The sequence below is a fragment of the Telmatobacter bradus genome (genome assembly GCF_048629425.1).
Lineage (GTDB): Bacteria > Acidobacteriota > Terriglobia > Terriglobales > Acidobacteriaceae > Telmatobacter > Telmatobacter bradus.
Genome location: NZ_CP184532.1, coordinates 4,602,172 through 4,617,147, shown reverse-complemented (window position 1 = coordinate 4,617,147; position 14,976 = coordinate 4,602,172). Strand labels below are relative to the sequence as shown.

14 protein-coding genes are annotated in these 14,976 nt (G+C 57.5%); 5 read left to right on the top strand and 9 right to left on the bottom strand.

Annotation, left to right across the window (positions count from 1 at the left end; genetic code table 11):
* The first annotated feature begins 11 nt into the window (after positions 1–11).
* Positions 12–989 (top strand): type I restriction-modification system subunit M, encoded by a 978-nt coding sequence (locus ACOBR2_RS19200; protein WP_420237696.1) that lies wholly within the window; start codon positions 12–14, stop codon positions 987–989.
* A 67-nt stretch (positions 990–1,056) separates the two neighbouring features.
* On the opposite strand, the gene istB is transcribed toward ACOBR2_RS19200, so the two are convergent.
* Positions 1,057–1,872, bottom strand: coding sequence for an IS21-like element helper ATPase IstB (istB, locus tag ACOBR2_RS19195; RefSeq protein WP_420237695.1), 816 nt, complete (start codon positions 1,870–1,872; stop codon positions 1,057–1,059).
* Positions 1,869–3,368 (bottom strand): IS21 family transposase, encoded by a 1,500-nt coding sequence (gene istA / locus ACOBR2_RS19190; protein WP_420237694.1) that lies wholly within the window; start codon positions 3,366–3,368, stop codon positions 1,869–1,871. Before istA ends, istB begins: the two co-directional genes overlap by 4 nt.
* Positions 3,369–3,621: 253 nt before the next feature.
* Between istA and nikR the strand changes: the two genes are divergently transcribed.
* Positions 3,622–4,050: a nickel-responsive transcriptional regulator NikR gene (gene nikR / locus ACOBR2_RS19185; protein ID WP_420237693.1), complete on the top strand. Its 429-nt coding sequence runs from the start codon at positions 3,622–3,624 to the stop codon at positions 4,048–4,050.
* 31 nt (positions 4,051–4,081) lie between these two features.
* Here the strand turns inward: nikR and ACOBR2_RS19180 are convergent, their stop codons facing one another.
* Positions 4,082–4,270: a hypothetical protein gene (locus tag ACOBR2_RS19180; protein ID WP_420237692.1), complete on the bottom strand. Its 189-nt coding sequence runs from the start codon at positions 4,268–4,270 to the stop codon at positions 4,082–4,084.
* A gap of 158 nt (positions 4,271–4,428) precedes the next feature.
* The gene (locus tag ACOBR2_RS19175; RefSeq protein ID WP_420237691.1) at positions 4,429–5,472 is read right to left on the bottom strand and encodes a HoxN/HupN/NixA family nickel/cobalt transporter; all 1,044 of its coding nucleotides are present in this window, start codon (positions 5,470–5,472) and stop codon (positions 4,429–4,431) included.
* A gap of 153 nt (positions 5,473–5,625) precedes the next feature.
* Between ACOBR2_RS19175 and ACOBR2_RS19170 the strand changes: the two genes are divergently transcribed.
* The 3 genes from ACOBR2_RS19170 (at position 5,626) to ACOBR2_RS19160 (ending at position 9,677) form a co-directional block, all read left to right on the top strand.
* Complete coding sequence (locus ACOBR2_RS19170) at positions 5,626–6,084, top strand: hypothetical protein (RefSeq protein ID WP_420237690.1); 459 nt, start codon at positions 5,626–5,628, stop codon at positions 6,082–6,084.
* Positions 6,085–6,554: 470 nt separating this feature from the next.
* Positions 6,555–9,197 carry a TonB-dependent receptor gene (locus ACOBR2_RS19165; RefSeq protein ID WP_420237689.1) on the top strand — a complete coding sequence of 881 codons (2,643 nt, stop codon included), beginning with the start codon at positions 6,555–6,557 and terminating at the stop codon, positions 9,195–9,197.
* Positions 9,198–9,314: 117 nt separating this feature from the next.
* A complete protein-coding gene (locus ACOBR2_RS19160; protein WP_420240042.1) occupies positions 9,315–9,677 on the top strand; it encodes a cupin domain-containing protein in 363 nt (120 codons plus the stop codon).
* Between the two features lie 125 nt (positions 9,678–9,802).
* Here ACOBR2_RS19160 and ACOBR2_RS19155 read toward each other — a convergent pair whose 3' ends face one another.
* The 5 genes from ACOBR2_RS19155 to ACOBR2_RS19135 form a co-directional block, all read right to left on the bottom strand.
* Positions 9,803–10,258, bottom strand: coding sequence for a cytochrome c-type biogenesis protein (locus ACOBR2_RS19155; protein ID WP_420237688.1), 456 nt, complete (start codon positions 10,256–10,258; stop codon positions 9,803–9,805).
* A 45-nt stretch (positions 10,259–10,303) separates the two neighbouring features.
* Positions 10,304–10,669, bottom strand: coding sequence for a c-type cytochrome (locus ACOBR2_RS19150; protein ID WP_420237687.1), 366 nt, complete (start codon positions 10,667–10,669; stop codon positions 10,304–10,306).
* 7 nt (positions 10,670–10,676) lie between these two features.
* Positions 10,677–11,603 carry an SCO family protein gene (locus ACOBR2_RS19145; protein ID WP_420237686.1) on the bottom strand — a complete coding sequence of 309 codons (927 nt, stop codon included), beginning with the start codon at positions 11,601–11,603 and terminating at the stop codon, positions 10,677–10,679.
* A gap of 83 nt (positions 11,604–11,686) precedes the next feature.
* Positions 11,687–12,601 (bottom strand): DJ-1/PfpI family protein, encoded by a 915-nt coding sequence (locus ACOBR2_RS19140; protein WP_420237685.1) that lies wholly within the window; start codon positions 12,599–12,601, stop codon positions 11,687–11,689.
* 4 nt (positions 12,602–12,605) lie between these two features.
* The gene (locus tag ACOBR2_RS19135; RefSeq protein WP_420237684.1) at positions 12,606–14,966 is read right to left on the bottom strand and encodes a TonB-dependent siderophore receptor; all 2,361 of its coding nucleotides are present in this window, start codon (positions 14,964–14,966) and stop codon (positions 12,606–12,608) included.
* Positions 14,967–14,976 lie beyond the last annotated feature (10 nt).

Below are 14,976 nucleotides of genomic sequence, written 5' to 3'. Positions count from 1 at the left end.
AAGTCTGATCCGTGGGAACTTCGACTGCCATTGGTTTTGAACCCAAGCTATGGGCCGCCGCCGACGCGCTGCGCAACAATATGGACGCGGCCGAATACAAGCACGTCGTGCTGGGGCTGATCTTCCTCAAATACATCTCCGACGCCTTCGAGGCCAAGCACGCCGAACTGGAGAGTCAGCGGACCGAGGGTGCTGACCCGGAGGATCCAGACGAATACCGGGCGGTCAGCATCTTCTGGGTGCCGAAAGAGGCCCGGTGGGCCCATTTGCGGGCCAGCGCACCCCAGCCCAAGATCGGCACCATCGTGGACGATGCCATGGCCGCAATTGAGCGCGATAACCCATCGCTCAAAGGCGTTTTGCCCAAGGATTACGCCCGCCCCGGCCTGGACAAGCAGCGGCTCGGCCAGCTTATCAACATGATCAGCGACCTTGGCCTGGGCAGCCCCGCCGACCGCGCCAAAGACATCCTGGGCCGCGTCTACGAGTATTTCCTCTCGCAATTCGCCAGCGCGGAAGGCAAAAAAGGCGGGCAATTCTACACACCCTCCTGGGTGGTGCGTGTTCTGGTCACGATGCTCGCGCCCTATAAGGGCCGCGTCTACGATCCCTGCTGCGGCTCAGGCGGCATGTTCGTGCAGAGCGAAAAGTTCATTGAGGCGCATAGCGGCCGGATCGGCGACATCTCCATCTACGGACAGGAGTCCAACTACACCACTTGGCGTCTGGCTAAGATGAACCTCGCCATCCGGGGCATCGACGCGCAGATCGGCCATGGCGACACTTTCCACGCCGACCGGCATCCCGACCTCAAGGCCGACTACGTCCTCGCCAATCCTCCGTTCAACGACAGCGACTGGCGCGGCGAACTGCTGAAGGAGGACAAGCGCTGGACCTATGGCCTGCCGCCAGCCGGCAACGCCAACTTTGCCTGTGTCAAGGGCGGAGTAAAGCCAGGCCACTGGGGCGGAGTAAAAGTAGGCCAGTAGATAGCTGTTCGGTTGTTGTGGGATTGCGGGGTAGAGGGGCCTCTGGAGCGTAGCGGAAGAGGCCCCTCTACCCCGCGGCGCGTTCGGATGGGGTCCGCTTCCGGCGGCTGTGCTTGAGGCGGTAGCTGTCGGCGTTCATCTCCAGGATGTGTACATGGTGGGTGAGCCGGTCGAGCAAGGCGCCGGTGAGCCGCTCCGAGCCGAGAACTTCTGTCCATTCCTGGAAGGGCAGATTGCTGGTCACCATCGTTGACCCGCGTTCGTAGCGCTGGCTGAGCATCTCGAACAGCAGCTCGGCCCCGGTCTTGGACAGAGGCACGAAGCCCAGTTCATCGACGATGAGCAGTTCATAGCTGGCGATCTGCTTCTGGAAGCGAAGCAGCTTCTTGTCGTCGCGAGCCTCGATCAGCTCGCTGACCAGAGCAGCGGTGGTAGTGAAGCGCACGCGGTGGCCGCGCTGGCAGGCGGCCAGGCCCAGAGCCAGGGCGATGTGCGTCTTTCCCGTGCCGCTGTTGCCCAGCAGCAGCACGTTCTCGCAGCGCGCGAGGAACTCGCATCGGGCCAGTTCCAGCACCAGAGTCTTGTTCACCGACGGGATGGCCAGGAAGTCGAAGGTGTCCATGGTCTTGACTACCGGGAACTTCGCTTGCCGGATGCGGCGTTCCGTTGCTCGGCGCTCGCGATCCAGCAGCTCAAGTTCTGTGATGCGCAACAGGTAGTGTTGATAGTCCACCTGCTCAACCGCGCACTGCCTTGCCACCTTGTCATACTCGCGCAGGATGGTGGGCAGGCGGAGTTCCTTCAGATGATGGTCGAGCAGCAACTGCGGCGTGTCGGCCGTATGAGCCGAGGTGTTGGTTGCTGAAGCATCGGTGCCGCTCATGCGCACACCTCGGCGAGCAGTGTCATGTAGTCGGCGGCCTGCGTAGTCCTCACCTGCGCCATGGGCAGGTGGGGATAGTTCTCCATGTCCAATCGCGGGGGTCGTCGTTCGATGCGGCACAGCAGCAGATGACGCACCGCGTCGAAGCTGATCGTACCCAGCTTCAAGGCGTCTTCGATGGCATGGGTCACTTCGTTGAGGTCGAAGCTCTCCATCAGACGAAGCACCTGCACATACTCCCGGCTGCCGTGCTTCCTGAGCCTGGCTTCGAGCAACCGCCGCAACTGCGCAAAGCAATCCGGCAACTGCCAGCCGGCCAGTGGCGCGGCCTGGTCCAGCGCTCTGGTCTTCTGTTCCAGCAGAGCCAGATAGTGCATCGGATCAAAGACTACCGTCTCGCGTTCATAGCTGCGTTCGTGCCGGGCGATCACCTCGCTGCCACAGGCGATCACCAACTGATGCACGTAGCCCTTCACCCATACCTGGCGATGCCCGTACTGGGTGGGCACGGAGTAATCGTTCGACCGATAGCGAACCAGCGACAGTGAACTGACGCGGCCGGCGATCTTCTCGCAGGCTTCGTAAGGCGTCGCCGGCAGCGGCAGCATGGCGGCATGATCGCGCTCGAAGCGTTCGCCGATGGTCTCCGTATGCCCGCGCAACCGTCGAAGCCGCCGCTTCCGGCACTCTGCTTCCAGACGCTTGTTCAGCTCTTCCCAGCTCGACACGCGTGGAATAGGAACCATGAAGTTCCGCCTGGCATAGCCCACAAGACCCTCGACCTTGCCCTTGTCGTTGCCCTTGGCTGGACGGCCGAACTTGTCGGCGAACAGATAATAGCTCTGTAACTCGGAGAACGCCCGTGTCTTCTGCCGCTCCTCACCGCCGAGTATCCGGGCCACAGCGATCTTCGAGTTGTCGTAGAGTATCCGTGTCGGAACAGCGCCGAAGTACGCAAAGGCTCGCACATGGCCTTCGAGAAACGCCTCGGTGGTCTCGGCCGGAAACGCTGCTACGAAGCAATCGTCGGAGTGCGGCAGGTCCATCGCCAGGTAGTGCGCCTTCTGCTCCACGCCGGCAACCACCACCAGCGCTTCGCCGAAGTCCGCCTGTGCCTCGCCCGGCGCGTGAATCAGCGGAATGAACATCTCCCGGCTGTGCAACTCCGCCGACCGCACGTAGTCCTTCACGATCGTGTAGCCGCCCGTGAAACCGTGCTCTTCCTTCAGTCGCTCGAAGATCCGCTTGGCGGTGTGCCGCTGCTTCGCCGGTCTCTGCTTGTCGTCGTCCCGAATGGCGTCGATCACACCCAGCCACGGCCCCAACTTGGGCCGCTTGATCGGCTGCTGTCGCTGGTAGCCCGGCGGCACCGCGTACTGCAGCATCTTCCGTACCGTCTCCCGCGAAAGCCCAAACTCCCTGGCTACCGCCCGCTGACTCCGGCCCTCGACTCGAACCGCACGCCGCACACGCCCATATATCTCCACCTGGAACATCCCTCCGGTGTTCCATGAACCACGCCAGCAACGCAATAGCTCACGAAAACAAGATCCGGCGGTGGCTTGCTTTTACTCCGCCGCAGAGCACCGCTCACGCGGCGCACTGTGGCCTAGTTTTGCACCGGCGCGCATACACTCACCTGCCACTCGTCTCCTGAACCGGGTGTTGATTTGATACCCGGCGATTTCCTGTCAAGTGAAAATCCCATCCGCACCGCCCCCTTTAGAATCTGTATCGAGGAGTACATCGATGGCAGAACTGAGCAGAACAGGGATTTCTCTAGAACAGGATCTGTTGGCGGGCTTTGACAAGCTCATCGCAAAGCGGGGCTACCAGAACCGCTCGGAAGCACTGCGGGACATGATTCGCGACGCGCTCCTCTCCGACGTTATCGATTCAAACAAGCCTGTGGTCGGCACGTTAACACTGGTGTATGACCACCATGTACCGAACCTCTCTCAGAAACTGACGGAGATGCAACACCATGGCGGAACTTTGGTGTTGGCTGCCACGCACGTGCACCTTGACCACCACTATTGCCTGGAGGTTGTCATCATGAAGGGCCCCAGCAAGGAAATCCGGGAGATGGCGGACAAGATGCTTGCGATCCGGGGCGTGGAGTTAGGAAAGCTGGTCTTGACCAATTCAGGCGCGGCTCTGCACACTCACAAACACTGACAGGCGCTCAAGGCATCATTCTTCGGGCAGATCAATGTTCATGATCGTGATCATGCGTGTGCGAGTGCGTGACTTCGCCATGCGTATGTTCGTGGGAGTGCGTTGTGCCTGGAGGAGGCAGCACCTCGTGGGTATGGCCGTTATGATGCCCGTCGGCATGGGAATGCTCGTGGACGTGTGTGACAGAACCATGCGTATGTGTATGACAGTGGGTGGTCATTCGAACCTCCTTTGCCGCTTCAAACGGAAGACAAGCATGGGAACTGCCTGATTCGCAAATCTGCCTGCGAATTTCGGCAGACGCTTAAAACTGGTCAATATATACCAGCTTTCGCGGTCGCTTGTTAAGCGGACATATCCTGGACGGCGAATCCGGATTCAGTCGCCAAATTCCATCTCGTCGAACCGTTGCCATTTATAGATCGCGATTGAGACGATCCAGCTCAGCACGAACAGTCCGATGATGAAAAAGCCGACTGTGCCGAAGTTCTCGTTGAGCCTGTGCATCGTGGACCAAAATGCGCCGCCCAGATTGAACTGGTCGGCCAGTAGGCCCAGCGCCTCGATTCCACCGACGACAAACGCAACCACGACCGACACAAATGTGATCGTCATGTTGTAGTAGAGCTTGCGAACCGGTTTGACGAACGCCCAGCCATAGGCGCCCAGCATGAGGATGTTGTCTGTGGTGTCGATCAGGCACATACCTGCGGCGAAGAGAGCCGGAAAGACCATGATCGACCAGATCGGGAGCCCCTTCGACGCTTCGGCCGCCGAGATGCCGAGCAGGCCGATTTCCGTAGCAGTATCGAATCCCAGGCCAAATAGGACGCCGAGCGGGTACATGTGCCAGCTGCGCCGGATCATCGCGAACATGGGACGGAAAAGCCGGGCAAGAAATCCCCGGCCCGCCAGAAGAAGATTCAGGTCCTCCTCAACGTAAGCAGCCCCTTGACGCACGCGCATGAATGTCTGGTAGATCGACCGAAGCACAATCAGGTTGGCGATGGCGATGCCAAACAGGAACGCAGTGGAAACGAGTGTGCCAACGATTCCGCCGATGTTGCGGAAAGTTTCAAGCCGATGCTGGAGGAAGAACGCCGTTGTGGCAATTACCGCAGAGCCAATCACAACAATCGTCGAATGGCCTAGCGAAAAGAGAAATCCAACGGCGACAGGCCGTTTGCCTTCCTGCATCAATTTGCGGGTCACGTTGTCGATTGCCGCAATGTGATCGGCGTCCACGGCATGGCGCAAACCAAAACTGTAGGAGAGGAAGGCGGTTCCGAGTAGCAGAGGATAGTGCCGAAACGCCAGAATGGCCCAGGACCAGGCGCCCACATTGAACACCAGCAGCAGACCGTAGATGCCGGCGATCTTCCTTTTGACGTTGATTGCGGCATCGTTAAACAGGCTGCGCATGAAATGCTCCGGAGACGCCTCTGGCGCGCGATGCTCGATGAAGGCTTAGGCAACAGTTCGAAGGAGCAACGCTGTGATTTCTATCATATTACTTTTCCAGGAAACGTAATACGAATGACTGATAAGCGTGATGGTTAGAAGGGAGAAACTTCCGTGCTTCACGTGCCGAGGAACCAGACCGAATCAGCAAAAACGCCCCGCGCAGGACGCGAATACTTCAAGGAAGCGAACGCGTTGGATGGATTAGGTCAATCGATTTCAGAGCAAGAGGCAGTGGACCTGCTCAGTCGCCTGCGGAGCGAGCATCTCAAGGTGCAAGCGATCGCCTTCTCGCCGGAAGGTATCAGCTCGGCAATCTTGGGGTACTTGCGATCCCGAGTTGACGATCGACTGTGGGCAATCACCTCGGAAACTGAGAAGAATGGGACCGCTCTGTCATTCGAGTTGTCCATGGCTGTGGCGCGCAAGTTCGGGGACGAACAGTCGATGCGGGCCGATGCCGTGTTCCCGTTTCGCTTTCGGTTCGAGTCCGCTCTGAGCTTCGCATTCCAAGATGGCTCGACACTTGCGCTCTTCGAGTTGAAGGACGCACCCTTGAACAGCGAGTCTTGAGTCTTTCCGCTTTGCAGCCGATCGCTCTAGCAACTTCATCATTCACATGGCGGTAGCATGGTTTTGAGAATCATGTTACCATGGTCCTTCCCCGTGAGAACCGATTGCTCGGTCAGGAGTCCGCGTGGGTGATTGCAGAGAAATCCGGAAAACACCGAACAGGAACCGTTCTGTGTTTCGACTCCGGGTCTGCTGTGCAGCTGCAAATCCGGCACCGAGCAATCATGCAAAGCAATGTCTCTCCTCCATTCGAGGAGCCCTTCCTGAAATTGACACGCGTTCACGCATAGATCGGTTGACGAAGCGCAGCTTCAGATTCCGAACCTGTTGTCGTCTGCTCTGAAACGCTGGTAATCCCTCGCCCAGACAACTGAAACAGAGACTGGACAGACAAAATTCTACGGAGACCAAACATGTGTACAGGTAACACGAAAATCAAAAGTGTAACACGTCTTTTCCTGGTGACAATCTTGTTCGTAGCGACAGCCGTTTCCGCGCAAACTTCGCCTCAACTGTCAGGGAGTGTTGTGGACGCCTCCGGCGCGGTGATTGCCGGGGCAGACGTGCACGTTCTGGGCGGAGACGGCACTGTGCAAAGAACTGTGCATTCAGGCATGGACGGCTCTTTCGTTTTTTCTGGACTCGCGGCAGGCGATTACCGGATCGTCGTTATGAATCCGGGGTTTGAAACGAAAGAAGTCCCCATCACCATCGGGACCACCGAGACGCAGGCCCCACTGCGCATCACTCTGGCCGTAGCCCAGGTGAGCACTACCGTCAATGTCCAAGGCCGTGCCGACGATCTGATTGGAATCGCCTCTTCCGCTGGCCAGGTAACGGTGGGCGCAGAGGAACTCAAGAACCGTCCTCTGCTTCGCTCGGGAGAAATTTTAGAGACGCTTCCGGGGCTCATCATCACGCAGCACGCCGGCGGCGGTAAAGCGAACCAATATTTTATGCGCGGCTTCAATCTGGACCACGGCACGGATTTCGCAATCTTCATCGACGGGATGCCTCTAAATCTGCCATCGCACGCGCACGGCGAGGGCTACTCGGACATGAACACCGTCATTCCTGAGTTCGTCGAGCGGGTGGATGCCCAGAAGGGCCCCTATTACGCCGAAGTTGGCGATTTCGGCTCGGCTGGCAATGCGCAGGTGGTGATGTACAAGACGCTGCCTCAGAACTTTGTTCAGGTTGACGGCGGCATGTATCAATTTGCGCGCTTCGTTTTCGGCGTCTCGCGCAAACTGGGCGCGGGGAATCTGCTCTATGGTGGAGAAGCCTATCACGATGGCGGCCCATGGGTGCATCCCGACAATTTCTACAAGTTCAACGGCCTTGCGACCTACAGCCAAGGCGACGACACGAGCGGTTTCAGCATCACAGCCCGCGGCTACGCTGGAACGCGCTGGAATTCAAGCGATCAACTGCCGTATACGGCTCTCGCTACCACCGCACCGGCCGGCCAAATGGGTAACTATACCGGCTTCTTCGGCACCCTGGACTCGACCGACGGTGGCCATTCGCATCGTTATAGCCTGCAGGGTGAGTGGCACCACAGGACCGCAAATTCCGAGACGAGAATCATGGCCTACGGGTTCTATTACGACCTGAATCTGTTCTCCGACTTCACCTACTACCTGGTCGATCCTTATAAGGGCGACCAGTTCGAGCAGCAGGACCGCCGCTGGGTGGCCGGCTTCGACATACGGCACACGATCTTCGGCGAGTGGTACGGCCGCAAGGTGGAAACAACGTTTGGCCTGCAACTCCGCAACGACTGGATTCACAACGGCCTCTTTCGGAGCTCGGATCGCGTGCGCACGGACAAGACATACTATACGGTCAACTACTCGGACAACGGCTGGTCTAGCCTCGATCAGATTGCGGTTCTGCCTGCGGCGACGGACCTGAACAAATTCACAGAAACGATTGGAAGCCCTTGGGTCTCCAGCAAGATCCAGTGGGCGAAAAAACTCCGCTCCGTGCTGGCTGTGCGCGGCGACTACGGCAAGGGAATTCTGACCAGCTTTTCGAACCCCACGAATCCCAATTTTCCCAGCGATCCCTATCCTGCCGATGTCAACCCCAATTCGGGCCAGTCTACGGCCAAGTTTCTGCCGAGTCCCAAAGCAAGTTTGATCTTCGGTCCATGGGCGAATACTGAGATCTACGTGCAGGGCGGATTCAGCTACCACACCAACGACGTGCGCGGCGCAACACAACTGTATGAGCCGGTATCGCCCGATAGTCCCTACTACAACACGCCTGTTTACGATTCGCTGACGTCTAACAAGATACCCTTCCTGGTGCCGACCAAGGGCGCGGAAGTGGGCGTACGCACTGCAGCCGTCCCGCATCTGCAAAGCACCGTTGAGGTCTGGTATCTGCACTCGAATTCCGAACTTCTGCAAGACGGCGATACCGGGGGCACAAGTCCATCGCAGCAGCCGAGCAACCGCTATGGCATTGAGGTGGGCAACTTCTACACGCCGTCGGAACATTGGGTTTTCGATGCGGACTTTGCGGACTCCCGCGCCCTTTTTACCGAACAAGACCCAGACGATTCGACGTTTTACTCCTACAACTCAACGACGAGCTCATACCAGCTTTGTCAGAAGAACTCGAACTGCTATGGGGTGGGGCTAGGGCCAAACCCATATCAGCAAAATCAGTATGGCAAGGAGGTCCCGGAAGCCGTTCGGTGGGTGGTTGCCGCAGGCGCCACGGCCCAGGATTACAAGGGCTTTTCCGCGAGCCTGCGCCTGCGCTACTTCGGACCTCGCCCGTTGACCTCCGATGCCCTCTATACCTCGCCCTCGACTGCGCTGGTCAACGTGGGAGCCACGTACAAGTTCAACAGGAACTGGAGCCTGGTGGGTGAAGTGCTGAATGTGTTCAATCGCCGCGACCACGACGTGGACTACGCCTATGTCTCGCAGATCGCGCCGGCTTCCACGCTTGGGCTGCCGGCCACTCCACCTACATCATTGGCAGGACAGGAAGCCGTTGGGGCGGCTATAAATGCGAACGCGGCATTCACCCGGGTGATGCACCCCGTCGAGCCGGTTCAGGCGCGATTCACTTTGCGTTACAGCTTCGGCCGCTGAAGCAATCGGGCCGCGCTGAGCAACTACCGCCAGCCACGTGGAGAGTGAGAGTTGTTTCAAGGATTCGGAATAAAACCTGGACATTGTTTATATCAATTCGGTGCTGTCGTCGGCGCAATGCTGATGGTCTTACCGGCCACGCCGCAAAAAGCAAGGCCACGATCACTCGTCATTCCGCTCCACTGTGCAGTTGGGGATTGCCCTTTGCTGACGGGCGTTCCTGTGACTGCGGGAATGCGAAGCGGCTTCGTACGCCTGTTAGCAGGCACGACCGTCGGATGGCACACAACAGGAAAGAATGAAGAGTCCCTGCTTATCCTTAAAGGGAAGGGTGAAGCGATCATTGAGGGAGAGGCAAGCCGGCAATTCAGCGCCCCAGCTGTGGTCTATATTCCACCGGCGACGCGCCACAATGTTAAGAACACTGGTGAGGTGCCACTACAGTACGTTTACGTTGTCGCTCCTGCAAGCACTCAATGATATGGCTGATCTTCGAAAACCGGCGGCACCGTTTCGAGGCGTCGAGATTTCAATTGTTGCCTACCGGCAAATTTTTCCCCAAGCACTGCGAGGGGAGAGCAAAAGGAATCAGAGGGAACCGTTGATCACTGGAACCCCTCGTTTATATCCTGGCGGATTCTCTCAAGAACTTCGGGCGAGGCCGACCCCGCAAGATTTGCCTGTGACGTTGATGCCCGGAGCGGCCGTCTGTCCAATGCTCGACCAATGCCGAATGTGAGCAGACCGAAAGCTGACAGTGCGACGACGATTGGAACACCATAGGCAATCTGGCCCGCTTTTCCATCGGGTACAACGAGGATTGTCTCCCCGTACTTTGCTTTGTAGTACTTGATGATGTCCTGCGCGCTCTTGCCGGCGAGCACCATGTCCGTGACCTCCTCTCGCATTTGCTCGGCTTCCATGCTCATGTGAACGCGAATTGTCTGCGAATAGCAGCAAGGCGCCATCAGCTTATCTTCCAATTTCACAATTGTCCTCGCCTGATCCGCAGTCGGAGTGAGTATGCTGGCGAGGAGTAGTGTTGCGATGAGGTGAGCCATGTGGTCGGTCCTTTCAAAACCGCAGCTGTTCTCGCACCTGAGAATCTATTTGCGATGCAAGTACGCGATGATGTCGTCAACTTGGTCGTTGCTTAAACGCCCATTGAATGCAGGCATCGTGCGCCTGCCATAGATGATGATTTGACGCACAGATTCATCGGTTGCCAGTGTGGTCCCATCGGGCAGGTAGTGATGGGAAAAAAGTCTGTGCAGCTTGGGAGGCGTCTTGAGTAAACCGAGCTGATTCTCTTCGTGACACTCGTAGCAGTTGAAAGAATAGAGAGCCTTTCCCCTCTGCTCGGACGCATTCAGCGCCTTGGAGCAGCCTGGCAGGGTTGAGAGTGACCCAAGGAGAAGCATGCTCAATACAATCGTCAGGCAAGACAGCTCGAATTGTGAAGCAGCCCTCATCCCGCGGCTACCTTCTCGTTCTCAATGCCGCAGCTTTGACCGCGTCTGCGACGTCGTCGGGCTTCCAGTCGCTGCCTGCCCATGTTTGCTCTACTTTGCTGTCTGGGCTTATCAGGGTTGTCGCCATAGTGTGAGTGATCTGATTGTTTTCTTCGCTGTATTCGAGACCGAATGCTTGAGCCAGCTTCTTGAGATCATCGGGCGTCGTATCCGCGAATTCCCAATGAGTGAATTCCGATGGATTGTCGTCAAGGTAAGCAAGCCCGTATTGACGCAATACTGGAGGCGTGTCATACGCGGGATCGAGACTGATGCTGATGAGATGACTCGCAGCATACGCCTTGGGATCAGTTTCAAGAGCGTTGTTCACTCTGGCGAATTTGCTTGAGATCAGCGGGCACGCGGTAGGCATCGGGCATCGCGTGTAGATAAACGTGACGAGCAACGCTTTGCCGCGATAGTCGTTCAGATGGATCGTCTTGCCATCCTCGTTTACCAGTGGAAGATCCGGGACCGTTTCGCCAACCATCAATTGATGCGGTGGTAGCATAGCCGGCAGCAATCCACGTCGCGCCTCGCTTGTGATCGTTATCGAATCCAGCAGGTAGTCGTCTCTGTCCGAGTGCACGAGAACGTCCGCGGTTATTTCGTCGCCCGGCTTTAAGTTTTGGATTCCTTTCGGGTCTTTCAGCTTGTATGCCATGGTCATTGCTGGCATGAAGCCGGGTATATCGCCATGCTGAACCGTAATTTGACCGGTTGCCGGGCTCGTTGCCAGGACTAGGCCGCGAAGGTGATATCGATCGACCGCTGTGTTCGCAGGATGAAGCGCCACGCCCGGCTCGCTATCGGCGGATTTGCGGCAACCAATTTGAACAGAAAGAGCGACACAAGATAAGACTGCAGCGCAAGCGACGTGGCGTCGGGAAAACAAGGCGAAACTCCTTCAGAGTTGAGCGCGGGCGGCAATGAATTGCGTGACGTTCGACATTACGTACTTGTGAGAACCGCTGAACTTCATTCAGAGGCGAACTTTTCCGGTGAAGCATCGAAGATCTGCTTATGTTCGCGCACGCAGAAGTAGTAGGTCTTCCCCTTGTAGGTTGACGAGAGAGAGCGATCAATCTCCATGCCGCAGATGGCGCAGACAGGATGATTCGGACTTTGCTTGATGGGTCTGGCAAACGCGGCGTTGGAAGACGGGTTGAGCCAGCCCTGGCCCTGATATTCGAGCATTGAGGCAGTTTGGTTTGCGATATCCCGGCCGAAATAGCGCTCGACGACCCTGAAGGCGAGATCCATTCCCGAAGTGAGGCCGCCCGCTGTAGCCAAATTACCCACTTCAACAAAGCGCGCTCCACGCTCAACATGAACCTCCGGATACTGCATCGCAAAGTCGACGTAGGCGCCGTGATGCGTAGTGGCAGGCTTGCCGTTCAGCAGGCCGGTGCTCGCCAGAACAAAGGCGCCGGTGCAGACAGACATCGTGACATCGGTGCTTGTGGTGGCGTTGCGAATCCAGGCCTTTGTTGCCTCGCTGGCCGGACTCTGTGCGGGGATGACGATGACCTTCGGCGGGGGAGCATTGGCAATCGTATATTTGGGCGTGATCTCCATTCCGCCGCTCGTGTGAATGGGAGCGGCGGATTCCGCCACGGTATAGAGGCTGAAGGCATCAAATTTACGACCGGGAATGCTGACCCGTTGAAAGACTTCCCACGGACCGCAAAAATCAATGACCACTGCGCCCTCGGAGATAAGAAAGGCCACCGGGATCGATGCATTAGCCGGAGGGGTGAGCGGATTGGGTCGCAAGCTTACTTTGGCGGCATCGAATGTTTCAGCAGCTGCCCCAGGTAATGCCAACGTGCCAACGGCGGCTAAGCTGAGGGCTGCTGAACGCTGAAGGAGTTCTCTGCGGTTCATTGACATGTCGTTACTCCTTGTTCAAGTGGATTTTGAGCGTGACGTATGCCGAAATCGGCTGGTTTGGCATCACGACCGGGAATCCGAAATATTCGTATGCATCGTAAGTCTTACGCGCCGTTAGGTTGGCTGCCGATCCCTGCAGAGTGCACCTGCCGAATTCGTATTCCGCTTGCGCATCCACAGCTGCGTAGCCGGGAACAGTGAGCGTATCCGGCAAAGTGATTTCGCGTTTCGTGAATGCGTACACTCCAGCGCCGAAAGCCAGCCCCCTTGCAGGACCGTTCTGAATGCGGTAGCGTCCAGCAACGCGCCCGCTGTTACGGGGAACGCGCGGGAGGAAACTCCCTACAGGAATTGCATTGTCCTTCGTGACGGTGGCTTGCGTGTACGCGTAGTTTGCAAGCAGAGAGAATGCGCGGATCGGCTCCCACGTCAGGTCGATTTCCGCACCGCGGGCGCGCTGCTGTCCCGTTTGGATCGAATACAAAAAGTTCGCCGGGTCGGGAGTCGCCACGTTATCGCGGGTCTGATTGAAGATCGCAACCGTGCCGGCAAGATGCGCTCTGTTCAGCGCCAGCTTCAAACCACCTTCCACATTCTGTGAGGTCTCGGGCCTCGGCGCCTGCTGCACGACGAGTCCAAAAGCGCCACGAAAGGCCGTGGCATAAGCCGCGTAGAGGGCTACACCGTTAGCCACTTTGAAATTGCCGCCAGCACGACCCGATGCGTGGTTGTAGGTTGAATTGGTTCCTTGCTCCCGCTCGCGGAAATCAAGCTTGGTGTACCGCACTGAGCCAGTGAGGCTAAGCCGGCCGTAGGTAGCCTGGTCCTGACCGTAGACGGCGGTCGTCTGATAGCGGTCTGTTTGCGTCAAATTGACAGGGGTCCCAGGTCCAAACGACAAGTTGTAGGTTGGGTCCGCTAAATTTTCATCGCCTACGGGGATTCCCGAGAATCCCATCCCTGAGTAGAAGTTGGTGTGGTCATAGCTCACTCCCGCTAGCAACACGTGTCTCCTACCCAGACCGCGTAGGTTCTCCGTCAAATTGGAATCGAAAGTGCCCTCTCTAACCGGATTCGAAGGCATATCGAGTGTGAAGATCTGATACACAGGTGGAGCTGGGTCGGGCGGATTGAGCCCTGGAAGGACAAAGCTGCCGTGCTCGTTCGCCTGGCTGAAGTAGTAGCGTGCGCTCGTGTTCCAATGCAGCGTGTCAGAGAACGAGTGATTCAACTCCACGGTCGCCATACGGTTGTCCAGCCGTGTGTGCGGCTGCCCCACAGGCGCACCGGCAAACGCGTTACGATCGATCAGTCCAGCCAATGCCTCATCTGCTGGAATACCCGAATATTCCAATTGATCGCGATGGTTGAATCGTCCCTGGAGAAAGAGGTCTGTCTTTCCTCCTAACTGGAATGACATGGCTGGCTGCACAGACCAACGATCACCGCTGACAACATCGACCCAACTGTCATTTCTCTGATACTCGCCAGAGAGACGCGCGACGATTTTCGCATTGAACGGTATATTCAAATCGCCGTAAGGGTCCACCGTTCCGAAGTCTCCGCCCCGAAAGCCAACGTAGCCATCCAATAATGGCTCTGGATGCACCGAGACCACATTGATCAGGCCTCCCAGAGGAGAACCCAGGCCGCCACCGTACATGGTGGAGTCCGGCCCTTTGACCACTTCAACTCGCTCTACTCCCACTAGACTTGTCGGATCATTTGCAGTGGTCGTGTTGCCGAACATAGAGAGACCGTCGGTATAAATCTCTGCTGGGAAACCACGGACGATTGGCTGGGTGAACAAAATCTCCTCGGGTTTTGTTGGAGCGACTCCCGACACGTTGACAAGCGCATCCGCCAGTGTCCGGCGGTCCTGATCCTGAATCAAGGCGCGACCTATCACCTCGACCGACTGCGGCACATCAATCAGCGGTGTCGCCGTGCGCGTTCCGGAGCTGTCATTGAGCACCGTGTATGGAGCGCTTGCGGTAGCTGATACTTGCACTGTGGAAGTCGCCAGGCCAATCAGCAGCTTTGCATCCACCTGGAGCGACTGACCGCTGGCAAGTCGCGCGCCGGTCTCTTCAAAACTCCGGAAACCCGACGCGGAGATTTTCAGGTCATACACACCCGCCGGCAGTGACGAAAACACGTAGCGTCCTGCGCTATTCGTTTGGACGGCGCTTACGTGCCCAGTCGCCCGCTCAGTGACGGAAACAGTAACTCCGGCAATGGCAGCACCTGTGGGATCCAGCACCGTGCCCGAAATCGATCCGTGCGCCTGGCCAGAGAGCGGTAACGCGGAGAGAATGCACCAGAGCAACAGTACGAATGCCTTGCGCAGATAGATGATGTTCATTTTTGACATT